Raw genomic sequence first — 25,618 nt, forward strand, 5'->3', positions numbered from 1 at the left:
AAACAAGAAGAAAATAATACGTATATTTCCATGTTTTTTACTGAATTATAAATAGTGAGGTGCATGCAAAGGAGGAAATGTTGTGACAGTATCAAGCCAGGTTAAACAGACAATTGCCGGCCTAAAAAGTGCGCAAGCAAGCTTTGAGCAATTTGCACTGCAAACAGAAAATAAATCGGCAAAACAAATGTACGAAAATGCTGCCCAGCAAACGCAGGGCGTGCTGCAAAGTGTTGAACCACGTATCAAGCAGATGGAATCAGAAGAACCGCAGTACAAAGGTTTTTAATTAATTATGAGGTTGGTATTTCATGCCAACCTCCTTCAAATCAGGGGGAAAAGTGATGAATTTCTATCGAATCATAATGACGATTGGATTAATCCTATTTTTAACCGGCTGTTCGGCAGCTGATAATTCAACAACCCGGGAAGACGGAATTAACCTTTCCTACATTACAAGTAATCACAATATTGATCAGCGTGCTTCCAATAAAGCTAAAGAGATGCTAAGTAAACATGATCCAATCACTTCCATTAATGCGGTAAACACAAGCAAGAAACTTTTAATTGCCATTGAAGTACAGCACCGGCATCGGTTCAGACTTACAAAGATACGTAAAGATCTGCAAAAGGAAATGAAGAAGGCGTTTTCAGATCATAAAGTAGAGTTGTCTACGGACAAAAAAATTTTTATTGAGCTGACCCGTCTGGAAAAAGCAATTGATTCCAATAACATAAGCAAAAAAAAGCTGAAAAAGGAAATTAATCATCTCATCGAATTAATGCATGAACAAACATAACGAAAAGAGTGATCGGAACATGGCAGATAAGAAGAAAAAGAATTTACCGCCTGCCGCACAAAAATATCAATCATTTCAAAAGGACCGGGAAACCAAACGTCCGCTTCTTAAAAATTGTTTGAAAGCTTTTTTTGTCGGCGGCTTTATATGTTTTATCGGCCAGATTATTTCAACCATATACATCTATTATTTTGATTTTACGGAGCAGACAGTCGGCAATCCCACGGTAGCTACGTTAATTTTTATCACCATGTTTTTAACAGGATTCGGCGTTTACGATCGGATTGGACAGTTTGCCGGAGCGGGATCGGCCGTGCCAGTTACCGGGTTTGGGAATGCTGTCATTTCCGCAGCAATTGAACACCGCACCGAAGGATTTGTTCTCGGGGTTGGTGGAAACATGTTCAAACTGGCCGGTTCTATCATTTTGTTCGGGGTATTTGCAGCATTCGTTATTTCGTTAATCAAATTGATTTTTATTACGTGGGGTGGATTATAATGCTTACCGGACACCGGACATGGATATTTGATAAAAAACCTGCCATCATTTCGGCCGGAACAGTCGGCGGGCCATTTGAAGCAGAGGGGAACATTCCCAATGACATTGACTTGCTGCATGATAACATATGGCTAAATCAGTCATCGTTCGAGAAAGCCCATCAAATTATGATGGAAGAAGCTTGTCAGTACGCTGTTAAAAACAGTCCAATTGAAAAGGAACAGGTGAAATTTTTTATTGGCGGGGATTTAATCAATCAGATTACCCCAACAAGCTTTACCGCCAAGACGATGGATTTACCATACTTTGGCCTTTTCAGTGCATGTGCTACATCAATGGAAAGTCTTGCTCTATCTGCGTTTATTGTCAATAACGATGGAGCAGATTATATTTTGAGCGGCTGTTCCAGTCATAACGCTGCGGTGGAAAAGCAGTTCCGTTATCCGACTGAATACGGCGGACAAAAACCTCCGACAGCGCAATGGACCGTAACCGGGGCAGGATGCGCACTTGTAGCAAAAGAAGGAGAAGGCCCGCGAATCACATCGGCAACAGTAGGAAAAATCGCCGATATGGGCATGTCGGACGCTTTCAATATGGGTGGGGCAATGGCGCCTGCTGCAGTCGATACAATCGAGACACATTTAAGGGAACGCAATGTGGATGCTTCCTATTATGATTTAATCATAACTGGTGACCTTGGGCACATCGGACGTGAAACTTCCATGGATATGCTGCAAAAAAGGGGAATCGCCGTTACCGAGGAAAATTACAAAGACTGTGGATTAACAATTTATCGTGAAGGACAGCCAGTACTTTCTGGAGGAAGCGGTGCTGCCTGTTCAGCAGTTACTGTCTATGGGCACTTTCTGAAAAAAATGAAACGAAAAGAACTTAACCGGATTCTTGTTGTCGCTACAGGAGCACTTCATTCGCCGCTTACTGTTCAGCAAAATGAAACAATCCCTTGTATTGCACATGCAGTTTCAATCGAGTCAGGAAGTGATGTACAATGATTTTTTTCTGGGCATTTGTTGTCGGCGGCCTCATTTGTGTGATTGGCCAAATCATGTTTGATGTATTTAAATTTAACCCCGGACTTACGCTCAGTATACTAGTCGTTTCCGGTGCGATTCTGGATGCTCTCGGATTGTATGAACCACTCATTGATTTTGCCGGTGCAGGTGCAACAGTACCGATTACCAATTTCGGTAACTCGCTTGTTCATGGAGCGATCGCCGAAGCGGAAAAACATGATCTTGTTGGCGTCATTACCGGAATGTTCGAAATAACCAGTGCTGGTATCTCTTCCGCAATCATTTTTGGAATGATAGCAGCAATCATCTTTCGACCGAAAGGATAGGTTCATTATGACTGTAGGTTCACAAGTGAAAGGATGTTATTCATCCATCAAGAGTGCAGAAGCAACGCTAATGAATTTGAAGGGTAAAACCAATGATCCACAGGCCGAACAAGCCTTTGATAATGCCAAAAATATAATGGTGGATATTAAATCCGATCTAGAGAAACAGATTATTTACCTGTCACAGGAAGAACCGCAATACAAAAGCTAACACAGAAAAGGAATGATCAGTTATGCCAGGCTGGCTTGAAGTAATCATTCGTTCACTCAGTCTTTTAGTGGTGCTGTTTTTAATTACAAAAATGCTTGGAAAAAAGCAAATGTCGCAATTGGATATTTTCCAGTATATTACTGGTATCGTAATCGGAAGCATTGTCGCAACACATGCCACAGACCTGAGTAGCCAATTTGAATATGCCTTGATTGCGTTAATGGTTTGGTTCCTTGTGCCTTTTGGAGTGGAATTGCTGGGATTAAAAAGCAAGCGATTTCGGGACTTTACCCAAAATAAAGGATCCGTTTTTATTCAAAACGGCAAGATTATGGAAGATAACCTGAAAAAAGAGCGTTTCACCACCGATGATCTGCTTGAAGAATTACGCGACAATAATATATTCAAGGTCGCCGATGTCGAGTTTGCTGTGATGGAGCCGACAGGTAAGCTGAATGTACTGCCCAAGAAAGAAAATCAGCCAGTCACCAATAAAGATCTTGGGTTGAAACCCGCCCCAGAAAAGGAACCACAAACTATCATTATGGATGGAAAAACACTGATCGAGCCATTAACGAACGCTTCATTGAACACAAACTGGCTGGAAACAGAACTGGATAAAATGAACATAAGTATCGAAAATGTTTTTCTTGGTCAGGTTGATTCATCCGGCCAGTTAACTGTTGACTTATATGATGACATGATCAATGTGCCCAGTCCATCAGAAAAGCCACTGTTGCTTGCATCGATGAAAAAATGTCAGGCTGATTTGGAATTGTTCGCACTGTCAACACAAAATCAGCAAGTCAAAAACATGTATGAACAGAACAGTCAGCGCATGACAGAGGCGATTAACAAAGTCGAAAAATATTTACGATAGATGTAAACTCCCGCATTCATGTATAATGAATCACTGCAGGCGTCATACATGATTGGGGGTTTTCTATGAGCAGAAAATGGTTTTACGTTATTATATTTTGCATGATCATACTTACTGGCTGCTCCGGCACATCAGAAAATAACGCCACATTTGTTCGAGCGGTTGATGGCGATACATTAATTATTAATATTGATGGGAAAGAAGAATATGTGCGCTTGCTGCTAGTTGACACACCAGAAACAAAACACCCGGATAAACCGGTACAGCCTTTTGGACCGGAAGCTAGTGAGCTGATGAAGGATACGTTTTCTCAATCAGAACCAATCCAGATTGAATTCGGTACAGAGAAACGTGACAAATACGACCGGCTGCTAGCCTATGTATACACAGAAGAAGGAAAAATGTTCAACAAAATGCTCCTTCGAAATGGATTGGCCCGTGTGGCATATGTATATCCGCCAAATGATAAATGTGTGGACGTATTCAGAGACATCGAAGCTAAAGCGAAAAAAGAAAACCTTGGTATTTGGGGTTTGGACGGTTATGTAACCGATGACGGATTCAGTGAAGGATTTTCATCAGATATCCCCGAAATGGAGGGGAGGCCATTTGAACAGGATAAAGATTGCAGTGATTTTACAACACAACAGGCTGCACAAACCTTTTTCGAAGCAATAGGAGGCCCGGATAAAGACTCCCATCGGCTAGACGGCGAAGGGGATGGTATTGTATGTGAAAGTCTTCCATAGTCCTCGGCACTTTGGGAACAAAATCGCTGACGCGACTTAATCACGTCCCAAGTGAGAGCTATTCACTTGGGGCGTTTCTCTCTTCAATCATTGTGCCATTGCAGTGAGGGCAATGAAGTTTCACTTCATCCCCTTTATTTTTATCCACGCTAAACTCACCGATGATGTACTCCGGGACTTCATCGGTTCCATGACAATCTAAACATTTGAATAAGACGATTTCCATATCTTCATCCAATCCAAACGGATCCACCTCATCCAACCATTTATCTATTTCTAATGAGGATTTATCCTGCTTTCTTTGGTTTGCCAATTCCGTATTTCCTCCTTCTATCCATTTCAATTTCTTCCATGTAATGATAGATCCATCCATAGCCAGCGTGCCATATGCCTACAAGCTCCATCTCTCTTTGGCAACAGGGACATTCAAATGGATCTTTTTTCAAATGCTTCCATCATCCGTTGACGGTACGTTTTCTTTTTTCGCTTTTTCTCCAGAAGCAATGAAATTTGTTTGGTTCTCATGAATGAATATAAACTTAAGATTTGTTGAGCTTTACGATGGGACCTCCTACTGTACAATCCAAAACGACCTACCATCCGAAAATGTTTAGGAGGTATGTGTTGTAAGATTTCAAAGATGAATCGATATACAGGAATCCGTTTATCAATTCGTTTTCCCGTTCTATGGTCTTCATACCAGTAGTGAACTTTGTCCCCGTCATAATCTTCAATGCGGTATTCTGCAATGGCAGGACGAGCCAAATATCTGCCAATATATCTTGCCACGCCTTTGGCGTTCGTTATTTTTTTCTCTGCATTCACATAAAAACCCTTGGGGTATCTTTTATATAAATCATTGATGAGTTCAGTAACGGTTTGATTGGAAGGGAACCACTTTTTCAGTAAATCCAACACAACCTTCTGCCATGATTTTCTCAGGTAATCATACGGAATGTACCCATTATTGACCCATTCATTTTGATTATCCAGCGCACCTTCAGTCACCAATGCATGGATATGGGGGTTGAATTTTAAATCCCGACCAAATGTGTGAATGACTGTAATGATACCGGATTGAAACCCTCTCTTTTTACTTTTTTGATAGTTATGGAATTGGAAAACCTCGGCAACTTGTTTACTTAACGCATTAAGCTTTTTGCGGTCATAATAGAAAACTTTCCTTAACTCCTCTGGAATGGTAAACACCATGTGACGATGCGTAACATCAAAAATCATTTCCTGCTGCCTGTCCGACCAATCGTCTGTGTACTTCTTCCCACAACGGTGACAAAGCCTACTTTTACAGGTGAAATAAACAAATTTCGGGGAAGGATCTCCATCACACCCTAAACATTCATAACGTGCGAAACCTAAATCACTAGTCCCGCAACGCACCGTTTTCTCCACCGTTTCCTTTATATGACTACGATAGGCTTTAGGAAAACGATCAGAATGAAATTCCCAAAAACCAGCAAAATGCTCTTTTAGAATTTGTTTAATAACACCTGAACCTTTACTCAACTTTGTCCTCTCCCATATTTGTTGATGCCATTTTACCATAAAACTTATCCACAGGAACCAAATTTTATAGTTTCCTAAGCAAGAAAAAAACCAATTTCCCTTCAAGCTAAAGGAAATTGGTCCATTCTTTATTTGGCTGATTTTACAATCCCTTGATAAAGTCTGTTTCAAAACTATGATAAATTATTACATCACTAAATGCTAAATGGGAAGCTCCTTTATTCCATTATCTGGCCCGATTGCTGAATTATCACTATCTAGCCTATCAATAAAATTGTACAAACTTTTTATAAATTACCGACCCTTAATTTAAAACACATTAAACCCTTATGAACGATAACATAAGGGTTTAATGTAAGAATGTCTATTTAGCTGCTTCCTCCACAATAGCAGTTACCATTTCCGTAATTTTAACTAATTCATCAACCGGAATCCGCTCATTGGTTGTATGAATCTCTTCATATCCGACAGCCAGGTTTACTGTCGGGATACCGAGTCCGGCAATTATATTTGCATCACTGCCGCCTCCGCTTTTCTTCAGTTTACTTTCCCGCCCGATTTTTTTGGCTGCACGTTTTGCTACCTCAACAACTTCATCTCCATCATGCTGATTGAAACCAGGATACATGACAGTTATCTCAACGTCAGCAGATCCACCAAGTTCTTCCGCTATAGTTTCAAATGCATCTTTCATTTTAGCAACCTGTTCTTCCATTTTTTCCGGTTTGAGTGAACGTGCCTCGGCAAGAACCTCAACATGATCACACACAATATTGGTTTGCTTGCCACCTTCAAAGCGACCGATATTTGCGGTTGTCTCCTCATCAATCCGGCCAAGCGGCATTTTGGCGATTGCTTTGGCGGTAAGTGTAATGGCAGAGACTCCCTTTTCAGGTGCAAGACCGGCATGTGCTGTTTTTCCCTTTACCGTTGCAAACAACTTTGCCTGTGTCGGTGCGGCAACAATGATGTCACCAACTTCACCATTACTGTCAATTGCATAGCCATACTTAGCGGTCAGAAGGGACCCATCTAACGCTTTGGCCCCAACAAGTCCGGATTCTTCGCCAACTGTGACCACAAATTGAATGTCACCATGCTCAATATTATTTTCCTTTAACGTCCGGATTGTTTCAAATATCGCCGCAAGGCCTGCTTTATCATCAGCACCCAAAATAGTTGACCCATCAGAGACAATGTACCCCTCCTCAATGGAAGGTTTTATTCCATTTCCGGGAACAACTGTGTCCATATGCGATGTAAAATAGATGGGATCTGCATCCTTTTTGGTGCCTTTTAACGTACAGATAAGATTGCCGGCACCATGACCGGTTATTTCTTTACTGTTGTCCTCTATAACATCCAACCCTAATTCAGTAAACTTTTGGGTCAATACTTGTGCGATTTTTGTCTCATATTTCGTTTCCGAATCAACCTGAACCAATTCGAAAAATTCATCAATCAGTCTTTCTTTATTTACAGCTGTCATCATTGTACCTCCTACTCTATTTAAAGTGGAATGTTGCCATGTTTTTTCTTAGGTCGTTCTTCTGATTTATGATAGAGCATTTCCAATGACTGGATCAACTTCACTCTAGTATCGCGTGGGTCGATAACATCATCAATCATTCCGAGCCCTGCTGCCACATATGGATTGGCAAACTTTTCACGGTAGGTGTCAATTTTTTCTTGTCGTGTTATTTCCGGATCACCACTTTCGGCAATTTCTTTGGCAAAAATAATATTCGCTGCTCCTTCAGGTCCCATAACCGCAATTTCTGCGTTTGGCCAAGCATACACTAAATCAGCACCAATCGATTTACTGTTCAGTGCCACATACGCCCCGCCAAAAGCTTTTCTCGTAATAACTGTTATTTTGGGTACAGTTGCTTCTGAATAGGCATATAAAATTTTGGCACCGTGCCTGATAATCCCGCCGTGCTCCTGTTTCACACCAGGGAAAAATCCGGTGACATCTTCAAATGTGATCAGGGCAATATTAAATGCATCACAGAAACGGATAAAGCGGGAAGCTTTGTCACTGGAATCAATATCAAGTCCGCCGGCCATATATTTAGGCTGGTTGCAGACGAGTCCGACCGTCTGTCCGTTTATGCGTGCAAATCCAACGACGATATTTTTGGCAAAATCTTTATGTATTTCATAAAAACTGTCCGGATCTACAACTTGTTCTATCACGGTTTTGACATCATACGGACGTGTGGCGTTGAATGGCACAATGTCAGTCAGGTCCGGACGTGTCTCATCATTCAGCTGAAATGCTTTGAGCGCTGGCTTCTTCTGATTGTTGGCAGGCAAATAACTGATTAATCCCTTTACTTTATCCAACGCGTCCTCTTCGCTTTCCGCCTTAATATGTGCATTACCGCTTTTAGCATTATGAACCTCGGCGCCGCCAAGTTCTTCGGATGAAATACTTTCTCCAGTTACCGTCTCAATTACTTTCGGTCCGGTAATGAACATTTGTGATGTTTTTTCCACCATAATGACAAAATCAGTGATAGCCGGAGAATAAACTGCCCCCCCGGCACTTGGTCCCATAATTACCGAAATTTGCGGGATGACACCTGAATAGATAGAATTGCGATAAAATACATGCCCATACCCATCAAGCGATGAAACCCCTTCCTGAATTCTGGCACCACCGGAATCATTAAGTCCGATAAATGGAACACCACTTTTGGCTGCCAAATCCATCACAGCGGCAATTTTCTTACCGTGCATTTCACCAAGCGCACCGCCATACACCGTAAAATCCTGGGCAAACAGGTAAATAGCTTGTCCATTGATTTTGCCATATCCGGTAACAACACCTTCACCATTACCGTTCAGATTGCCCATACCAAAGTCCGTTTCCCGATGTTCCATAAACGGGTTCAATTCAACAAATGTGCCTTCGTCAAGCAAATAGTCAATTCGTTCCCTGGCAGTTAACTTTCCTTTATCATGTTGTTTTTCGATGCGTTTATCTCCACCACCAAGTTCAACTTTTCTTCGTTTATCATACAGTTCATTAATTTTATCAAATATATCCATTATGAATCACTTCCTTCTTGTTGCTGACACAATTCAAACAAAACCCCATTCGCTGCTTTCGGATGCATAAAAGCAATTCGGCTGTTATGTGCGCCATCTTTTGCTTCCTCATTAATCAATGGAATTCCCTGTGATTTAAACATATCCAATCTGCTTTCAACGTTATCAACGTCCAATGCAATATGATGAATTCCTTCCCCTTTTTTATCGATAAATTTCTGTATTGATGATGCTTCATTCAACGGTTCCAGTAACTCAAATCGTGATTCTCCAATCTTCAGAAAGGCCACTTTAACTGCTTCTGATTCAACTGTTTCGACACCTTCCAGTTTCAAACCGAGTGTGTCCGTATAAAATGGCAGTACCTTTTCGATATTTTCCACGGCAATCCCGATATGCGAGATTTTATTTGGGCTTTCTGCTTTCGATGCATCAGGGTCAATCAGCTGTTTGATATATACAGCCAACGCCTCCGTTGATGACCCGCTTGTAAAAATCTTATTTACCCCTTTTTCCAGTAAAAAAGGAATATCTTCTGCTGGAATTACTCCCCCGCCTACAACCGGTATATCCCCTGCATCACGTTCCTTCAGCACTTCGATAACCTTTGGAAACAAGGTTTTGTGTGCACCCGAAAGCGATGACAGCCCAATTACATCGACATCTTCCTGTATAGCTGCTTGTGCAATTTGCAGAGGAGATTGTCGTAAGCCGGTATAAATAACTTCCATTCCGTGATCGCGAAGAGCCTGGGCAATGACTAAGGCTCCCCTGTCATGTCCGTCCAATCCTGGTTTTGCGATTAAAACGCGTATTTTCTTCATTCTTATCCCCCTTAAGCTCCCGTAAACTCGCCAAATTCATTACGCAATACATTACAAATTTCCCCAACTGTTGCATACGATCGAACCGCATCCAGAATATACGGAATCAAATTTCCCTGTGGATCCTTTGCCTGCTCACGAATCGCAGACAATTTCTGATCAACCACCGCTTGGTTTCGTTCCTGCCTGGCTTCAGCAAGCGACTCTATTTGTGCCTGCTCAAGCGCTTCATCAACCTTAAGCAAATCAGGGTTTACTTCCTCATCCAATTTGTATTGATTCAGTCCGACAATAATTTCTTCTTCTTTTTCAATTTTCTTTTGTGTTTCGTAAGCATTATGATGAATCTCCCGTTGCATATAGCCTTCTTCTACAGCCTGGACAGCTCCGCCCAGCTCCGAAATTCGCTCAAGATACGTTTCCACTTCCTGTTCAATCCGGTCAGTCAGCTCCTCTACATAATAAGAACCACCCAATGGATCGACCGTATCTGCAGCACCACTTTCGTTCGCAATAATTTGCTGTGTACGCAATGCAATACGGGCTGAATCTTCCGTTGGCAATGATAAAGCTTCATCTCTGGAGTTCGTATGCAGACTCTGTGTTCCGCCCAGAACCGCGGCAAGCGCTTGCATCGTCACACGGACAATATTATTGTCAGGCTGTTGAGCCGTAAGTGTGGAGCCGCCAGTTTGTGTATGAAACCGCATTTTCCAGCTCTTCGGATTTTCCGCCTTATATTTTTCTTTCATAATTTTTGCCCATATTCTTCTGGCAGCACGAAACTTTGCTGCTTCCTCGAAGAAATTATTATGTGCATTAAAGAAAAACGCCAACCGAGGTGCAAATTTATCAATATCAAGCCCCGCCTGCAATGCCGCATCAACATATGCCATCCCATTCGCAATGGTGAATGCTGCCTCTTGAACTGCAGTCGAACCTGCTTCCCGAATATGGTAACCGGAAATACTGATGGTATTAAATTTCGGCACGTTTTGCTGACAAAACTCAAATATATTGGTAATTAAGCGCATGGAAGGCTTCGGCGGAAAAATATATGTCCCGCGAGCAATATACTCTTTTAAAATATCGTTTTGAATTGTACCGGTCAGTTTCTCCAGCGGCACTCCCTGTTTTTCGCCAACAGCTATGTACATGCACAGCAATACGGAAGCTGGTGCATTAATAGTCATGGATGTACTTACCTTATCAAGCGGGATCTGATCAAGCAGCTGCTCCATATCATGAAGCGAATCTATCGCCACCCCAACTTTCCCTACTTCCCCTTCAGCCATAACGTCATCCGAGTCATAACCAATTTGGGTCGGCAGATCAAATGCTACAGAAAGTCCAGTCTGACCCTGTTCAAGCAAATACCGAAAACGTTTGTTTGTTTCTTTGGCTGATCCGAATCCGGCATATTGCCGCATCGTCCAGAAACGGCTTCGGTACATGGTTGGCTGAATGCCTCTTGTATACGGATAGACCCCCGGATATCCGAGCTTATCCTCATACTCCTGATTATTTTCCGGAAAGTACAGACGATCGACGTTAATATTGGAAGATGTAGTAAAAGGTTCTTTTCGTTCGGGAAACCGCTTAACTGTTTTGTTAACTGACTGTTTCCAGTCAGTTTGATTGCTGGAAAATTTCTCATCATTCATTTTAATGCAACCTCCAATTTTAGATTGTAAAGAGTGGTTTAAAAAGATAGCACTTGTCCAATCCCTGATAAAACGATAAAATACAAGTATGAAGTGGGATTGAAGGAGGATTTAAATTGGCAAATCAAAAGTCAAAGTCACAAGCACCAAGAAAAAAGTCAAAACGTGACCGACGAATGAAAATCATTATTTATCTCATGATCATTGCAATGTTTTTGTCATCACTGACATACGGCCTGGCAATGCTCATATAAAAGCAGATCAAATAGCAATGTCAAAGACTGGTCTTTACGATACCGGTCTTTTTTGTTTTCTTTTTAACATCGCTTTCCTTAAATTTCTTTTTGATCAGCAGATAGTCTTCAATTTCATGGAGGAGCCGAAACAGGTTTGCCCGTGTTTCAAATTCCTTCCGTGTTTCCGGTAATGATTCGTCGTCAAACTCCCTGCGCAGTTCCTCCAGCTGTTTCAGGTAAATGACCGCCGTATTCCCCGGATGAACCGCCTTGGATAATTCCTCAAAAAAGTCGGCAATTTTAATTGAGATGGAATCAATTTTAGGTAAACGGCTTACCAATGGCAACATTCTTTGCAGCAATTCGAATTGACGATTCCGCATCGTAAAGTAATCTGCATATGGATGTTTACTCCTCAGTAAATGATTTTCTCTATCCAATGATACCAAATCCGAAGCTTCCTGCAATAAGTTTTCACAAATTGTAATTTCTCTGCCATCCCATTCCTGGGTGTCAGTTCGTATGTAAAGAGCAATTTCGTGCAATATCTTTTGAAAGTTATGTTCCAATTCCATTTGCTTTTCCCTGAGTGGTTTATCCAGACTCGGCATATACAGATTTATTAACAGAGCTATACCAACCCCGACTACAATCAGAAAAAACTGATTGATTAAGAATTGGATTGGGATATCACCGGCACTGTATAAATTTAAGATAATAACAGAACTCGTTGCGATCCCTTGTGTTATTCTCAAAAAAACGGTAGCAGGAATAAAACAGACAAGCATTAGCCCCACAACAACCGGGTTGTAACCAATTGTTTCAAAAAATGCAAAGGAGAACAGACTTGCCAGGATGCATGCCAAAAATCGATGCCATGCGCTTATAACCGATTTTTTCCTCGACGGCTGGATGCACAGAATAGTTAAAACACCCGCTGACACGAAATTGGACAAATCCATAAATTGAGCAATCGAAATTGCGATGGTTGTTCCTATTGCTGTCTTTATTGTCCGGGGGCCAATGATCACGATTAATTCTCCCTTGTTATGTATTATCCCGTGAAATGGAAAAGTTCGATAAAGTCGATAATTTCCTTATGAAGTGCTTTTGCATCGCATTTAAAATTTGCCCTAATAAAACGGGGCTGACCCGTTAACATTGAGACAGCCCCTTTAAACCGAAATTTATCGGTGATTACTTATATTTCCTTGCAATGCTCATCAAACACATGTTGAAGCTTACCAATCACATCTACTGCACTATAGCCTTCAATATCGGAACGTTCAAGCATTGTAACGATTTGGCCGTCTTTCAAAAAAGCAAATGAAGGTGAAGAAGGCGGATACCCTTCAAAATATTCTCTGGCTTTTTCTGTAGCTTCTTTGTCTTGTCCCGCAAATACAGTCACAAGATGATCAGGACGCTTGTCATAATGAATGGCATTGGCTGCAGCTGGACGCGCAACACCGCCGGCGCAACCACAAACAGAGTTAACCATTACGAGGGTGGATCCTTCGCGTTTCATGGCCGCGTCCACTGCCTCAGAAGTAGTCAGCTCCTCATAACCAGCTTCTTTTATATCCGTACGCGCTGCGTCTACAACGTCATTCATGAACAGGTTAAAATCCATTTCAATTCCATCCCCTTATTAGAGTAATTATTGTTATAACCTGCTATCAGCTTATCAATTTTATGGGCAGATTTCAATTCAAATAACTTCCTAATATATGTTTGTTGTATCTTTATTGATATTTTCTAATAGTTCTTTCACCCTTGCCAGGAATTGACCGCAAATAAGGCCATCCAAAATCCGGTGGTCAAGTGACAGAGACAGATTAACCATATCACGCGCTGCGAACATATCATTAATGATGACAGGTCGTTTCACAATGGATTCGACCTGCAGAATTGCCGCTTGCGGATGATTGATGACACCCATTGAGTGGATGGAACCAAATGATCCGGTATTATTAACTGTAAACGTGCCACCCTGCATATCTTCTGATGTCAGCTTACCTGTCCGGGCTTTCATTGCCAGGTCATTAATATCTTTGGCGATTCCTTTAATACTCTTTTCATCTGCAGCTTTAATTACCGGCACAAATAGCTCCTGGTCTTTAGCAACAGCGATAGATAAATTAATATCTTTACGCCGAATGATTTTATCTTCAGCCCATGTACTGTTAAGTTGCGGAAATTCCTTCAGCGCTTGTGCGACAGCTTTAACAAAGAATGCGAAAAATGTCAGGCTGTATCCTTCCGTTTGTTTAAAATCATTTTTGACTTGATTGCGGTATTTCACCAGATCGGTTACATCGGCTTCAACAGTCATCCAGGCATGCGGTATTTCCGTCGTTGATCTCACCATATTTTGAGCGATTGCTTTTCGTACGCCTGTAACAGGGATTTCAATATCACCTGATTGTGCAGAAACTTCCGGTGCGGCAGTTTTATCTGGTTTATTCGTATCTTGACGCACCGGTTCTTCTTTTGGTGCTGAAGCTTTCGGTGTTTCACCGGACGCGATGATATTTTCAATATCTTTCCGTGTTATTCTACCGCCTCTGCCGGACCCGTCTACATGATCCAACTCAATATCATTTTCCTGAGCAAGACGCAAAACAGCAGGCGAATAACGCTTCTTCATGGATTGATCTCCCGTGCTTTCGGTTTTAGTTTCTTGCTGTTTGCTGGTTTCCTCTTGTGCTTTTGAACCTGCATCAGAAGAGGTGCCACCTTCAACATCGATATAGCACATAAGCTCCCCGACTTCGATTGTATCGCCTTCCTGTGCAATCAGTTCCTTGATGACCCCTGTAAATGAAGATGGAACTTCGGCGTTTACTTTATCTGTCATGACTTCTGCAATTGGATCGTATTTGTTTACTTTATCACCGGCACCCACCAGCCAAGAGCTGATGGTACCTTCCGTCACACTTTCTCCAAGCTGAGGCATATTAATTTTTTCCGTGGCCATGATAAGTCCCTCCTTATCTGATTAAAATTCGGCTAATTCCCGAATTGCTTGTTCAACTTTATCCGGATTAATCATAAAATACTTTTCCATTGTAGGAGCATACGGCATTGCCGGAACATCGGGCCCGGCGAGACGCTGTACCGGAGCGTCTAAATCGAACAGACAATTTTCGGCAATGATCGCTGCTGCTTCTCCAATAATGCTTCCCTCTTTGTTGTCTTCCGTGATAAGCAACACTTTCCCTGTTTTAGATGCTGCCTCCACAATCGCTTCTTTATCAAGCGGATAAACGGTTCGAAGGTCCAGAATATGTGTGTCGATTCCTTCTTCCTCCAATTTTTCTGCCGCTTGTAGTGCGAAATGAACAGCCAGCCCGTAAGTGATCACAGTAACGTCAGAGCCGTCACGCTTCACATCAGCCTTGCCGATTGGAAGAACATAATCATCTTCCGGAACTTCAGCTTTTAATAAGCGATATGCACGTTTATGTTCAAAAAACAATACAGGATCATTATCACGTATGGATGCTTTTAATAATCCTTTGGCATCATACGGAGTTGACGGTATTACAATTTTCAGTCCTGGCTGATTGGCAAAAACTGCTTCTACCGACTGAGAATGATACAGTGCCCCGTGGACGCCGCCGCCGAATGGAGCCCGGATCGTCATTGGCACATTCCAGTCATTGTTGGAACGGTATCTGATTTTGGCTGCTTCGGAAATAATCTGATTGACAGCCGGCATAATAAAATCCGCAAACTGCATTTCAGCCACCGGACGCTTTCCGTACATAGCAGCTCCAATACCAACACCGGCTATCGCCGATTCTGCAAGTGGCGTATCAATCACGCGCTGTTCACCAAATTCATCATATAATCCCTTTGTGGCACCAAATACGCCGCCCTTCTTTCCAACATCTTCCCCTAATACAAAAACATTTTCATCACGCTGCATTTCTTCTTTCAGAGCTGTTGTTACAGCTTGGATATATGACATAACTGGCATTGTTTAACTCCCTCCCTACTCTTCGTAAACATATTTTAACGCGGATTCCGCTTCTGCATATGGTGCGTTTTCCGCATAATCGGTAGCTTCATTGACAAGGTCACCGATTTCACCCTCAATTTCCTTCATCAATTCGTCAGTTAACAATCCTTCTTCTTTCAAATAAGCCGCAAACGTAATCAATGAATCTTTCTTTTTAGCTGCTTCCACTTCGGCGCTGTCTCTGTACTGACGGTCATCATCATCACTTGAATGTGCAGTAAGTCGATAGGAGACTGCCTCGATTAATGTAGGACCTTCCCCTTTACTCGCCCTCTCCCTCGCTTCTTTTACTGCCTCATATACAGCGAGGGGATCATTTCCATCAACTGTTACACCAGGCATGCCATAACTTTGCGCACGCACCGATACGCTTTCAGAAGCGATTTGTTTTTCCAGCGGAACTGAAATTGCATATTTATTGTTTTCAACCATTGTGATCACAGGCAGCTTATGAACACCGGCAAAGTTAAGCCCCTCGTGAAAATCACCTTGATTGGATGAACCTTCACCTAATGTTACGAGTGAAGCTATATCTTTTTGATCCATTTTTGCTGCCAAGGCAACTCCGACTGCATGCGGAAGCTGTGTTGTAACCGGCGAAGAACCGGTCAGCAATCTGTTCTTCTTTTGTCCAAAGTGACCTGGCATTTGACGCCCGCCTGAATTAGGGTCTTCCGCTTTTGCAAAACCGGAGAGCATCAATTCTTTGGTTGTCATACCGAATGCCAGTACAACCCCCATGTCGCGGTAGTATGGTGCCGCGTAATCCGTATCCCTGTTCAAAGCAAATGAGGCTCCAACTTGGGCTGCCTCCTGCCCCTGACAGGAAATAACAAACGGTATTTTTCCCGCACGGTTTAACAACCACATCCGCTCATCTATTTTTCTTGCTAAAAGCATTGTCTTATACATTTCCATTACCTGGTCATCTGTCAGACCTAATGCCTCATGGCGATTTTTTGCCATTTAGATTCCCTCCCTTTAAAATTATCCGTGTATCTGATTTCCTTCTACCGCCAACGCTGCTTCACCCATTACTTCGGAAAGTGTTGGATGCGGATGAATGCTGTGTGAGATTTCCCATGCTGTGGCATCCAGTACTTTCGCGAGCCCTGCTTCACTGATCATATCGGTCACATGCGGGCCGATCATGTGCACGCCGAGCAGATCCTCACTGTCTTTATCCGTAATTATTTTTACAAATCCTTCAGATTCACCATAAACTAACGCTTTGCCGATAGCCTGAAAAGGGAATTTACCAATTTTTACTTCAAACCCTTTTTCTTTTGCCTGTTTTTCAGTCAACCCGACACTGGCAACTTCCGGATTTGAATAAATACATGTCGGTACATTGTCATACTCGATTGGCAGCGGATAAGTATCAGCCATGTGCTCAACTGCAACGATTCCCTCATGTGAGGCAACGTGTGCCAGCTGCATACCACCAATAACATCTCCAATCGCATAAATATGCGATTCTTTCGTCTGGTAAAATTTATTTGTTTGTATATGCCCTTTCTCTACAACAATATCAGTGTTCTCCAAACCGATATTCACTGTGTTTGCTTCGCGCCCGACAGATACGAGCATTTTATCAGCAGTAAACGTTTCTTTCTTCCCATCTATTTCAGCCTGGATCGATACACCATTATCTTTTTCAAGGGTGTCAGGCAACACCTTTGCACTTTTCACAAACGTAATTCCCTTTTTCTTCAGCAGTTTTTCTGCTTCCTTGGCAAGATCCTGATCTTCAGTCGGTAAAATCTGGTCCAGGTATTCAACTACTGTTACATTGACATCGAAATCTGCCAGCATGGACGCCCATTCGATTCCAATGACTCCGCCGCCGACTATAATGATTGACTTAGGAAGTTCTTCCATTTGCAGTGCATCATCAGAAGTTATGACAGCGGTTCCATCAATTTGAAGGCCAGGTAATGAACGTGGCTTTGAACCGGTAGCAACCAGAACATTTTTAGGTACAATCATCGTATTTTCATCACCATTTTCATATTCAATGGAGATTGTTCCGGGCATCGGTGAAAAAATACTTGGACCCAGGATTCGTCCGAAGCCTTTATAGACATCAATTTTTCCTTTTTTCATCAAACCCTGAACACCTTTATGCAATTGCGCAACAACCCCATTCTTCCGCTCCTGCACCTTACTGAAATTTAGTTTTGCATCGTTTGTTTCCACTCCGTATGTATCAGCTTCTTTTGTCTGCCTGAATACTTCCGCACTGCGCAGCAAAGCTTTGGATGGAATACAGCCTTTATGCAGACAGGTTCCTCCCAGGTCACCCTTTTCAACAATTGCAACCTGCATACCCAACTGTGAAGCTCTTATTGCAGACACATATCCACCTGTTCCGCCTCCAAGAACGACAAGATCGTATTCTTTTGCCATATTGTTACACTCCCTCATCTACTTCTGAATAATTGGGGTAGCTGTTCGGAAGTTCTTCTCCCTTCAGCACCCTCAATGTTCCATTGTTTAAAGCCTGCAAATCATTTTCTCCCGGATATGTTATAACATCCGCTATCCAGTTTACACGATTGGCTATCCATTCAACCAATAATTTCCCATGTGCAAGCGTACCCGTTAAAACTACCGCATCTATATCCCCTTTTAATACTGTACTCATCGCACCTATTTCTTTGGTAATCTGATAAACCATCGCTTCATATATCATCTTTGCAAATCGATCGCCTTCATTGACCCGTTTTTCAATTTCCACCGGATCACTGGTGTGTAAGTAACCTTTTAAGCCACTTTGGTCCTTCAACTTTTGCATTATTTCATCTAAATAATATTGACTGGAATAGCATAAAGCTGCCAGGCTCCCCGATGGCACCGTTCCCGCACGTTCAGTTGAAAACGGTCCTTCACCATGGAGTCCATTGTTAACATCGATTACGTTGCCACGATGATGAGCACCGATTGTAATTCCGTCACTCATGTGTGCAACAATCAAATTGGATTCTGTATAAGCCTTTCCAATTTCAGCAGCAGCCTGTCTTGCAACAGCTTTATGGTTTAATGCATGGAAAATGCTTTTTCTGGGAAATTCAGGAACTCCGGAAATTCTTGCTATTTCATCCAGTTCATCAACCACAATCGGATCGACGATAAAAGATGGGATATTTAGACCATCTGCTATTTCATATGCAATGATTCCACCAAGATTTGAAACATGCTCTCCGTAAAAACTTTCTTTTAAATCATACAGCATCGGTTGACTCACGCGATAAGTACCACCTTTAATAGGACGAAGAAGCCCTCCCCGGCCACAAACTGCATCAAGCCGGGAAATATTCATACCTTCCTTATCGAGTTGTTCCAATACAGCTGATTTACGAATTTCCGCCTGATCCGCTATTCGATGACAGGCTTCTAATTCCCTGCTATCATGCTGGATAATCTTTTCCATAATACATATTTCATCTTCAAAAATACCAATTTTTGTTATGTCGGGTCCCGGATTGACAACCATTATTCGATAATGCTGAAACGCCATACCATCTCTCCCCGTAATCAATAGCAGAATTACCGTCTGCTAAGCGTGTGGTGTCCATTCAGCAAAAATTGATTTCGTGACTTGCGAACGGATGCAATACGTTCCTCGGCCATGCGATCAGCTGCCACATACGTCGGTATATTTTCACGTCTGGAAATTTCAAATACTCGCATCAGACTGTCATAGATGGTTTCCACTTTTTTCATAGCTCTGGTTTGATTATACCCATTCAATTCATCGGCCACATTGATAACCCCACCGGAATTAATGACGTAGTCCGGAGCGTATACAATGCCTTTCTCATGGATAATGTCACCATGCTCTGACGTTTTCAGCTGATTATTTGCGGAACCGGCAATAACTTTAGCCTTCAATTGTGGAATCGTTTCGTCATTAACTGTTGCCCCTAAAGCACATGGTGCATATATATCACAATCAACGCTGTATATTTCTTCCGGGTCTACTGCTGTTGCATCAAATGCCTCGACAGCCCGATTGACAGCTTCCTTGTTAATATCTGTAACAATCAGTTTGGCTCCTTCTTCATGTAGATGCTTGCAGACCGTGTAGGCAACGTTTCCGACACCTTGGACGGCAACTGTTCGGCCCTCAAGTGAAGCAGTGCCGAAAGCTTCCATCGCCGCAGCCTTCATTCCTTTATAAATTCCATATGCTGTAACGGGGGAAGGATTTCCGGATGAACCAAATTCAGGCGAAATACCAGTTACATAATCAGTTTCCATATGAATTAAATCCATATCATCAACAGTCGTACCAACATCTTCCGCAGTTATATAACGGCCATTCAAGCTTTGAATGTATCGTCCGAATGCACGGAACATTTCAGGGCTTTTATCTTTCTTGGGATCCCCAATGATCACTGTCTTCCCACCACCTAAATTCAATCCGGCAGCCGCATTTTTATAAGTCATACCTTTAGCAAGCCGCAACGCATCTTCAATCGCATCTTCTTCGGAGTCATATGTCCACATTCTTGTTCCACCAAGCGCTGGTCCAAGCGTCGTATCATGAATCGCAATAATCGCTTTCAAACCAGAATTTTCATCCTGACAGAACACCAACTGTTCATAATCATACTTCTCCATATACTTAAAAATCTCCATGTTTATTTCCTCCTTGTTGTAGTTGCATCAGAAGTCAACCTGTCTGCAAATCAGTCATTAGCTTTCACAGTGCACTACTTAATACGTTGATAAATAATTTAAGTTCACCACTTACTAACATGCAAAAAGCATGCCAAACACCTCATTATTGTAAGCGCTTTATTTAAGCCCTTTTGAAGGAGTGCAAAAAATTGCAATCACGAAAAATTTTGCATGCTATATTTTTCAAGTTTGTAGTACAAATTTCGAATGGAGACCTGCAATTCTTTAGCAGTTTTCGTTTTATTATAATTGTTTTTTTCAAATACTTTTCGGATGTATTCTTTTTCAAAGTTATTAACAGCCTGCTGCAGGCTTTGGTCAGGAACTTCCGGGATGACAGTTTTCTCCCCATCCTTTCCGGCGGCTGCTACAGTCAAATCAGGTATATGTTTTTTCTGTATTTCTTCTTCATTCATATCCATGTAGATCATGGCCCGTCCGATCACATTTTCCAATTCACGTACATTTCCCGGCCAGTGATAACTTTTCAAATACTTAAAAGCTTGTTCACTGACAGAGATAACATTTCGACCATAATCCTGATTGGTTTTATCAATGATATGCTGGATTAAGTCGGGAAGATCATTAATCCGCTCCTTCAGTGATGGAATATAAATCGGCAGCCGGTTTAATCGATAATACAAATCTTCTCTGAACGTCTTGTTCATAATGGCCTTTTCCAAATTAACATTGGTTGCTGTTATAATCCGAAGATTTAATGAAATCGGATTGGTACCACCCACACGGACGATTTCATTTTCCTGCAAAACACGAAGCAGTTTTGCCTGCATGTGCAACGATAATTCCCCTATTTCATCCAAAAAAATACTGCCGAGATTTGCTTCCTCAAAAAAACCTTTCTTACCTCCCTGTTTTGCCCCGGAAAAAGCACCTTCCTCATATCCGAATAACTCACTTTCCAAGATCGATTCAGCAATAGCAGCACAATTTACCCGAATAAATTTATTATGTTTGCGGTCACTTTCATTATGAATGGCATGTGCAAACAATTCCTTACCGGTACCTGACTCACCTCTGAGCAAAACGGAGGCAGGAGTTTTCGCACCAACTTTCGCCTGCTCCAGCGATATTTTCATTTCTTCTGACGAGCCGATAATATCATCAAATGTGTATTTTGCTTCCAGGTTTCTTATAATCTGTCTGGCGCGTTTCAGTTCGCTTGTCAATGTCTTTATCTCGGAAACATCATGTAATACACCGATACTTCCCTTTATTTTCCCATCAACAATCACAGGTGCTACATTAACGAGAACATCCCGTTTGGCTGGACCTACCTTCATTCGCACTCCACGAACAGCACGCCGGTTCTTCAGAACTTTCATATGCATACTTTCGCCTTCAGATATATCTGCCGTGGCTGGTGCTCCAACAATGTCAGATTCCTTCAGACCGGTAATTCTCGTATAGGCTGGGTTAATCATGATGCCAGTTCCACTTTCATCTACGACACTGATTGCTTCTTCAGACGATTGAATAATCGCTTCAAGCATCGTTTTGATTTCTTTGAGGTCGGTGTTTTCCTCGGCTAGGTTAACTACTTCGGTAATATCTTTAAAAACGGCAAAAGCTCCAATCAGCCTTTCCTCGATATTGATTATCGGCATTCTGGTCGTAATCACCTTTTTGCCGTTTCCGAGAGCAAGCTTCTGGTTAACCTCCCGCCTCCTGCTTCGGATTACATGCGGAAGCCTTGTTCCAGCAATAACATCCTTGATATTTTTACCTATAAAGTGATCCTTCGCAACACCTGTAATCCGCTCTGCGCTTTTATTGACAAACTGAACCTGTTCACGTTCATTAACCACAATCATACCATCACGGATGTTGTTAAGAATCAACTCCTGATTTTCACTCTGCAATTGAAGCCGTTTAACCAATAATTCCTTTTCTTCCAATAGTTCTGATACTATGTAAGCAACGGATCCAGGAATTACAACGGTTGATCGACTGGTGGTTTCCAACAAATCATTAAGCACATTTTCATTTCCAGTAGCTTCAATCACAATATCAATATCCCTGTACACCCATTCCCGCCAGTTCACACCTGTGGGAATGCCCATTTCCCGGGCCTGTATAATACCGGCAGCATCAGGATTATGGTCCATGACAGCAGCAATTTTCATGCGATCCGTATTGTATAAAATTTTCAGCAAGGCACTTCCGCCTTTACCCGCACCAACAATCAAAACATTTTTCATGAATTCCCCACCTTGCAATACTTTGCATATAATCATGATACGGGATTCTGCAATTTTTAGCAAATCCGATATAATTTCTATTTTAAACAATCTTCTGCTATACTTAAGTGAGAAATTATTCAGCTAGAATTGGTGAGGGAGTAATATGGTTCGCATCATCGCAGCTTTACTGCTGTTTATACCAGGGCTGATTTCCGCTTATGGAATTAAACTCATGCGTGATACATTATTTGACGAATATAACCCAATTTTTTTACATATTGGTATTCAATTCGCGGCAGGTCTTGTTTTGTTCATTGCGGGAATTGCTTTTATCGGGGGATTTATTGTTCATCGTGACCGAAAAAGACAGCTTCATAACAAAAGAAATCAAAGATGACCATCAAAGTCATCTTTTTATTATTTAAAAATATGTTAAACTATAAAAAAAGTAAAAATGGAGAGATTTTAATGAAAGTAACGAAATTTGGGGGAAGTTCCGTAGCAAACTCAGAACAAATCAGAAAAGTCGGGGATATTATTAAAGATGACCCTGAACGGAAAATAATCGTTGTTTCCGCCCCAGGAAAAAGGAATCAAGACGATGTCAAAGTGACCGACCTTTTAATTCAGTTAGCGGAAAGTGTACTTAACAAAGAAGATTACACGAAGCGACTGCAGACAGTTCTCATCCGTTTTTCGGAAATTGCCGAAGAACTTGAAATTGAGCAAACCTTTTTGCAGGATTTGGAACAATCCATATTACGTATTATTTCAGACAATTCATCAGACAGAACCAAAATGGATACACTGAAATCCGTTGGAGAAGACAGCAGTGCAAAAATTATCAGCATGTACCTGAAAAAACTGGGATTAAATGCTACGTATCTTAATCCAAAAGATGCGGGTATTATTGTCAGTAATGACCCAGGGCAGGCACAGATTCTGGACGAAAGCTATAAAGAGCTGTACAAACTTCGTGAAAAAGAAGAAATCATGATTGTTCCGGGTTTTTTCGGGTATACGAAAGATGGACAACTGATGACATTTCCAAGAGGCGGATCAGATATTACCGGTTCGATTGTTGCTGCCGGTGTACAAGCTGATCTGTATGAGAATTTTACTGACGTTGATTCGGTCTATTCCGTAAATCCCAAAATTGTTAAGAACCCGAAAGAAATAACGACGATGACTTATAAGGAAATGCGCGAATTATCATATGCCGGATTTTCTGTTTTTCATGATGAAGCGTTAATACCTGCTTTTCAGCATCAAATACCGGTATGCATAAAAAATACCAATAATCCTTATGCACCGGGGACGTTAATTGTAGCCGAAAAAAAGCACCACGAAAAATGTGTAATAGGAATCGCCGGAGACACCGGTTTTTCGAGCATGTTTGTAAGCAAATATTTAATGAACCGGGAAATTGGCTTTGGTCGAAAATTGCTGCAGATACTGGAAGATGAATCGATTTCATTTGAGCATGCTCCATCAGGAATCGATGATATGTCTGTTATTATCCGGGACTTTAATTTTTCATATGAAAAAGAGAAAAAAGTACTGAGACGCGTCCAGGATGAACTACAGCCTGACAATATTAAAATGCACCGCAATCTTGCCATGTTGATGATTGTTGGAGAAGGACTTATGAGTACAGTTGGAATTGCCAAGAAAGCCGCCACTGCACTCACGCAGGCAAATGTAAATATTGAAATGATTAACCAGGGTTCATCGGACGTTTCCATGATGTTTGGAATTCAGTCTGAAGATTTGGAACCTGCGATTAAATCATTGTATGAAGTATTTTTTAATGATGAAGAATAGAAACTTATATCCCGTACCACTATTAAGGTGATACGGGATATTTTTTACTGTCTGGAACACATTTATCACTATTAGCTTGCCTTATGCTCCAATCTCAGACGGTCGGCTACCATCGCAATAAACTCAGAATTCGTCGGTTTTGCCTTGGAGATACTTACTGTGTAACCGAACAATTTGGAAATTGAGTCCATATTCCCACGGCTCCAGGCAACTTCAATCGCATGCCGGATTGCACGCTCAACCCTTGAGGCTGTAGTATTAAACTTCTTCGCAATATCCGGATACAATACCTTTGTAATGGAACCTAAGAGCTCTATATCATTATAAACCATCGTAATGGCCTCCCGGAGGTACATATAACCTTTAATATGGGCCGGAACTCCAATTTCATGAATGATATTTGTAATACTTGCCTCCAGATCTTTCTTCTTCAGGTCTCTGCTTCCTGCTTTTTTCGTACTCGTCGGAACAGAAGTATTTGTTCCTTGAACCTGACGAATCTGATCTGAAAGATTATCCAAATCAAATGGTTTAAGAATAAAATATGATGCCCCCAAATCAACCGCTTTTTTCATGACTTCTTCCTGTCCGAAAGCAGTAAGCATGATAACATTTGGAAAACTGTTTCTTTCTGTTTCACGCAATTTATTTAAAACTGCAAGACCATCAACATGCGGCATAATAATATCCAGTATTAAAACATCCGGTTCCTTTTCTTCCATCATTTCCAGGCAGTCTCTGCCATTGTATGCAGTCCCGATGACCTCAATATCATCAGTTGAATCAAAATAGTCCTCCATTAACTGAATAAGCTCCCTGTTGTCGTCAACTAAGCAAACTGAAATTTTATCCACTGAATAACTTCCTCCTTTTATGTAATTCGAGCTCTTCCAAAGTACATATTCGACATAAGAATCAAATATCCTTCTTTTATTTAAAAAACTTTATATTTTTTTTGATTTTCTTTAATTTACATTATTTTTTACGCAATATCGATTAAATTTGATATTTAATGACAAATATTGTCGAATAATATTTAATTCGTGGCGATTTCAACCTGTATGATGTAAAAA

The 25,618-nt window shown here is 41.5% G+C and carries 27 protein-coding genes; 11 read left to right on the forward strand and 16 right to left on the reverse strand.

Going from position 1 to position 25,618, the window contains the following annotated elements:
* Positions 1-82 precede the first annotated feature (82 nt).
* The 8 genes from HUX68_RS04670 (at position 83) to HUX68_RS04705 (ending at position 4,502) form a co-directional block, all read left to right on the forward strand.
* Entirely contained in the window at positions 83-289 is a 207-nt protein-coding gene (locus tag HUX68_RS04670) for a DUF1657 domain-containing protein (protein ID WP_174613735.1), read from the forward strand.
* A gap of 55 nt (positions 290-344) precedes the next feature.
* Positions 345-800: a hypothetical protein gene (locus HUX68_RS04675; protein WP_174613736.1), complete on the forward strand. Its 456-nt coding sequence runs from the start codon at positions 345-347 to the stop codon at positions 798-800.
* 19 nt (positions 801-819) lie between these two features.
* Positions 820-1,299, forward strand: coding sequence for a stage V sporulation protein AC (spoVAC, locus tag HUX68_RS04680; RefSeq protein WP_174613737.1), 480 nt, complete (start codon positions 820-822; stop codon positions 1,297-1,299).
* Positions 1,299-2,315: a stage V sporulation protein AD gene (gene spoVAD, locus HUX68_RS04685; protein ID WP_174613738.1), complete on the forward strand. Its 1,017-nt coding sequence runs from the start codon at positions 1,299-1,301 to the stop codon at positions 2,313-2,315. Before spoVAC ends, spoVAD begins: the two co-directional genes overlap by 1 nt.
* Entirely contained in the window at positions 2,312-2,662 is a 351-nt protein-coding gene (gene spoVAE, locus HUX68_RS04690; protein WP_174613739.1) for a stage V sporulation protein AE, read from the forward strand. Before spoVAD ends, spoVAE begins: the two co-directional genes overlap by 4 nt.
* Positions 2,663-2,669: 7 nt before the next feature.
* A complete protein-coding gene (locus tag HUX68_RS04695) occupies positions 2,670-2,873 on the forward strand; it encodes a DUF1657 domain-containing protein (protein WP_174613740.1) in 204 nt (67 codons plus the stop codon).
* Positions 2,874-2,895: 22 nt separating this feature from the next.
* Positions 2,896-3,753, forward strand: a complete 858-nt coding sequence (locus tag HUX68_RS04700) for a DUF421 domain-containing protein (RefSeq protein ID WP_174613741.1) — start codon at positions 2,896-2,898, stop codon at positions 3,751-3,753.
* 65 nt (positions 3,754-3,818) lie between these two features.
* Positions 3,819-4,502 (forward strand): thermonuclease family protein, encoded by a 684-nt coding sequence (locus HUX68_RS04705; RefSeq protein ID WP_174613742.1) that lies wholly within the window; start codon positions 3,819-3,821, stop codon positions 4,500-4,502.
* Positions 4,503-4,560: 58 nt separating this feature from the next.
* Here HUX68_RS04705 and HUX68_RS04710 read toward each other — a convergent pair whose 3' ends face one another.
* The 6 genes from HUX68_RS04710 to HUX68_RS04735 all read right to left on the reverse strand — a co-directional run bounded on the left by HUX68_RS04710 (position 4,561) and on the right by HUX68_RS04735 (position 11,571).
* Entirely contained in the window at positions 4,561-4,815 is a 255-nt protein-coding gene (locus HUX68_RS04710; RefSeq protein WP_246206608.1) for a hypothetical protein, read from the reverse strand.
* Between the two features lie 113 nt (positions 4,816-4,928).
* The gene (locus HUX68_RS04715) at positions 4,929-6,026 is read right to left on the reverse strand and encodes an IS91 family transposase (RefSeq protein ID WP_174613743.1); all 1,098 of its coding nucleotides are present in this window, start codon (positions 6,024-6,026) and stop codon (positions 4,929-4,931) included.
* Between the two features lie 364 nt (positions 6,027-6,390).
* Positions 6,391-7,515, reverse strand: coding sequence for a M20/M25/M40 family metallo-hydrolase (locus tag HUX68_RS04720; protein ID WP_174613744.1), 1,125 nt, complete (start codon positions 7,513-7,515; stop codon positions 6,391-6,393).
* Between the two features lie 20 nt (positions 7,516-7,535).
* Positions 7,536-9,083 carry an acyl-CoA carboxylase subunit beta gene (locus tag HUX68_RS04725; protein ID WP_174613745.1) on the reverse strand — a complete coding sequence of 516 codons (1,548 nt, stop codon included), beginning with the start codon at positions 9,081-9,083 and terminating at the stop codon, positions 7,536-7,538.
* Positions 9,083-9,907, reverse strand: a complete 825-nt coding sequence (gene mce, locus HUX68_RS04730) for a methylmalonyl-CoA epimerase (RefSeq protein WP_174613746.1) — start codon at positions 9,905-9,907, stop codon at positions 9,083-9,085. The genes HUX68_RS04725 and mce overlap by 1 nt, the downstream gene beginning before the upstream one ends.
* 11 nt (positions 9,908-9,918) lie before the next feature.
* Entirely contained in the window at positions 9,919-11,571 is a 1,653-nt protein-coding gene (locus HUX68_RS04735) for an acyl-CoA mutase large subunit family protein (protein WP_174613747.1), read from the reverse strand.
* A gap of 116 nt (positions 11,572-11,687) precedes the next feature.
* Between HUX68_RS04735 and prli42 the strand changes: the two genes are divergently transcribed.
* Positions 11,688-11,825, forward strand: a complete 138-nt coding sequence (prli42, locus tag HUX68_RS19285) for a stressosome-associated protein Prli42 (protein WP_246206609.1) — start codon at positions 11,688-11,690, stop codon at positions 11,823-11,825.
* Between the two features lie 20 nt (positions 11,826-11,845).
* On the opposite strand, the gene HUX68_RS04745 is transcribed toward prli42, so the two are convergent.
* The 9 genes from HUX68_RS04745 to HUX68_RS04785 all read right to left on the reverse strand — a co-directional run bounded on the left by HUX68_RS04745 (position 11,846) and on the right by HUX68_RS04785 (position 22,739).
* Positions 11,846-12,838, reverse strand: a complete 993-nt coding sequence (locus tag HUX68_RS04745; RefSeq protein WP_174613748.1) for an aromatic acid exporter family protein — start codon at positions 12,836-12,838, stop codon at positions 11,846-11,848.
* A gap of 170 nt (positions 12,839-13,008) precedes the next feature.
* A complete protein-coding gene (locus tag HUX68_RS04750; RefSeq protein WP_174613749.1) occupies positions 13,009-13,440 on the reverse strand; it encodes a BrxA/BrxB family bacilliredoxin in 432 nt (143 codons plus the stop codon).
* Positions 13,441-13,530: 90 nt separating this feature from the next.
* Entirely contained in the window at positions 13,531-14,787 is a 1,257-nt protein-coding gene (locus HUX68_RS04755; RefSeq protein WP_174613750.1) for a dihydrolipoamide acetyltransferase family protein, read from the reverse strand.
* 21 nt (positions 14,788-14,808) lie between these two features.
* Entirely contained in the window at positions 14,809-15,792 is a 984-nt protein-coding gene (locus HUX68_RS04760) for an alpha-ketoacid dehydrogenase subunit beta (protein ID WP_174613751.1), read from the reverse strand.
* A 15-nt stretch (positions 15,793-15,807) separates the two neighbouring features.
* Positions 15,808-16,800 carry a thiamine pyrophosphate-dependent dehydrogenase E1 component subunit alpha gene (locus HUX68_RS04765; RefSeq protein WP_174613752.1) on the reverse strand — a complete coding sequence of 331 codons (993 nt, stop codon included), beginning with the start codon at positions 16,798-16,800 and terminating at the stop codon, positions 15,808-15,810.
* Between the two features lie 21 nt (positions 16,801-16,821).
* Entirely contained in the window at positions 16,822-18,243 is a 1,422-nt protein-coding gene (lpdA, locus tag HUX68_RS04770; RefSeq protein ID WP_174613753.1) for a dihydrolipoyl dehydrogenase, read from the reverse strand.
* A gap of 4 nt (positions 18,244-18,247) precedes the next feature.
* Positions 18,248-19,354 carry a butyrate kinase gene (buk, locus tag HUX68_RS04775; protein WP_174613754.1) on the reverse strand — a complete coding sequence of 369 codons (1,107 nt, stop codon included), beginning with the start codon at positions 19,352-19,354 and terminating at the stop codon, positions 18,248-18,250.
* A gap of 29 nt (positions 19,355-19,383) precedes the next feature.
* Positions 19,384-20,478 carry a branched-chain amino acid dehydrogenase gene (gene bcd, locus HUX68_RS04780; protein ID WP_174613755.1) on the reverse strand — a complete coding sequence of 365 codons (1,095 nt, stop codon included), beginning with the start codon at positions 20,476-20,478 and terminating at the stop codon, positions 19,384-19,386.
* A 197-nt stretch (positions 20,479-20,675) separates the two neighbouring features.
* Entirely contained in the window at positions 20,676-22,739 is a 2,064-nt protein-coding gene (locus HUX68_RS04785) for a sigma-54 interaction domain-containing protein (protein ID WP_174613756.1), read from the reverse strand.
* A 145-nt stretch (positions 22,740-22,884) separates the two neighbouring features.
* Between HUX68_RS04785 and HUX68_RS04790 the strand changes: the two genes are divergently transcribed.
* Complete coding sequence (locus HUX68_RS04790) at positions 22,885-23,118, forward strand: DUF2627 domain-containing protein (RefSeq protein WP_174613757.1); 234 nt, start codon at positions 22,885-22,887, stop codon at positions 23,116-23,118.
* A 71-nt stretch (positions 23,119-23,189) separates the two neighbouring features.
* On the forward strand, positions 23,190-24,545 hold the full coding sequence (locus HUX68_RS04795; RefSeq protein ID WP_174613758.1) for an aspartate kinase: 1,356 nt from the start codon (positions 23,190-23,192) through the stop codon (positions 24,543-24,545).
* 71 nt (positions 24,546-24,616) lie between these two features.
* On the opposite strand, the gene spo0A is transcribed toward HUX68_RS04795, so the two are convergent.
* Positions 24,617-25,399: a sporulation transcription factor Spo0A gene (gene spo0A, locus HUX68_RS04800; protein ID WP_174613759.1), complete on the reverse strand. Its 783-nt coding sequence runs from the start codon at positions 25,397-25,399 to the stop codon at positions 24,617-24,619.
* Between the last annotated feature and the right edge of the window lie 219 nt (positions 25,400-25,618).

The sequence above is a fragment of the Virgibacillus ihumii genome (genome assembly GCF_902726655.1).
GTDB lineage: Bacteria > Bacillota > Bacilli > Bacillales > Amphibacillaceae > Lentibacillus > Lentibacillus ihumii.

What these genes read in the sequence shown, in the direction of transcription:
- HUX68_RS04675 (WP_174613736.1), top strand. Translation starts at nt 345, where the DNA reads ATGAATTTCTATCGAATCATAATGACGATTGGATTAATCCTATTTTTA.
- spoVAC (WP_174613737.1), top strand. Translation starts at nt 820, where the DNA reads ATGGCAGATAAGAAGAAAAAGAATTTACCGCCTGCCGCACAAAAATAT.
- spoVAD (WP_174613738.1), top strand. Translation starts at nt 1,299, where the DNA reads ATGCTTACCGGACACCGGACATGGATATTTGATAAAAAACCTGCCATC.
- spoVAE (WP_174613739.1), top strand. Translation starts at nt 2,312, where the DNA reads ATGATTTTTTTCTGGGCATTTGTTGTCGGCGGCCTCATTTGTGTGATT.
- HUX68_RS04695 (WP_174613740.1), top strand. Translation starts at nt 2,670, where the DNA reads ATGACTGTAGGTTCACAAGTGAAAGGATGTTATTCATCCATCAAGAGT.
- HUX68_RS04700 (WP_174613741.1), top strand. Translation starts at nt 2,896, where the DNA reads ATGCCAGGCTGGCTTGAAGTAATCATTCGTTCACTCAGTCTTTTAGTG.
- HUX68_RS04705 (WP_174613742.1), top strand. Translation starts at nt 3,819, where the DNA reads ATGAGCAGAAAATGGTTTTACGTTATTATATTTTGCATGATCATACTT.
- HUX68_RS04720 (WP_174613744.1), bottom strand. Translation starts at nt 7,515, where the DNA reads ATGACAGCTGTAAATAAAGAAAGACTGATTGATGAATTTTTCGAATTG.
- HUX68_RS04725 (WP_174613745.1), bottom strand. Translation starts at nt 9,083, where the DNA reads ATGGATATATTTGATAAAATTAATGAACTGTATGATAAACGAAGAAAA.
- mce (WP_174613746.1), bottom strand. Translation starts at nt 9,907, where the DNA reads ATGAAGAAAATACGCGTTTTAATCGCAAAACCAGGATTGGACGGACAT.
- HUX68_RS04735 (WP_174613747.1), bottom strand. Translation starts at nt 11,571, where the DNA reads ATGAATGATGAGAAATTTTCCAGCAATCAAACTGACTGGAAACAGTCA.
- HUX68_RS04750 (WP_174613749.1), bottom strand. Translation starts at nt 13,440, where the DNA reads ATGGATTTTAACCTGTTCATGAATGACGTTGTAGACGCAGCGCGTACG.
- HUX68_RS04755 (WP_174613750.1), bottom strand. Translation starts at nt 14,787, where the DNA reads ATGGCCACGGAAAAAATTAATATGCCTCAGCTTGGAGAAAGTGTGACG.
- HUX68_RS04760 (WP_174613751.1), bottom strand. Translation starts at nt 15,792, where the DNA reads ATGCCAGTTATGTCATATATCCAAGCTGTAACAACAGCTCTGAAAGAA.
- HUX68_RS04765 (WP_174613752.1), bottom strand. Translation starts at nt 16,800, where the DNA reads ATGGCAAAAAATCGCCATGAGGCATTAGGTCTGACAGATGACCAGGTA.
- lpdA (WP_174613753.1), bottom strand. Translation starts at nt 18,243, where the DNA reads ATGGCAAAAGAATACGATCTTGTCGTTCTTGGAGGCGGAACAGGTGGA.
- buk (WP_174613754.1), bottom strand. Translation starts at nt 19,354, where the DNA reads ATGGCGTTTCAGCATTATCGAATAATGGTTGTCAATCCGGGACCCGAC.
- bcd (WP_174613755.1), bottom strand. Translation starts at nt 20,478, where the DNA reads ATGGAGATTTTTAAGTATATGGAGAAGTATGATTATGAACAGTTGGTG.
- HUX68_RS04785 (WP_174613756.1), bottom strand. Translation starts at nt 22,739, where the DNA reads ATGAAAAATGTTTTGATTGTTGGTGCGGGTAAAGGCGGAAGTGCCTTG.
- HUX68_RS04790 (WP_174613757.1), top strand. Translation starts at nt 22,885, where the DNA reads ATGGTTCGCATCATCGCAGCTTTACTGCTGTTTATACCAGGGCTGATT.
- HUX68_RS04795 (WP_174613758.1), top strand. Translation starts at nt 23,190, where the DNA reads ATGAAAGTAACGAAATTTGGGGGAAGTTCCGTAGCAAACTCAGAACAA.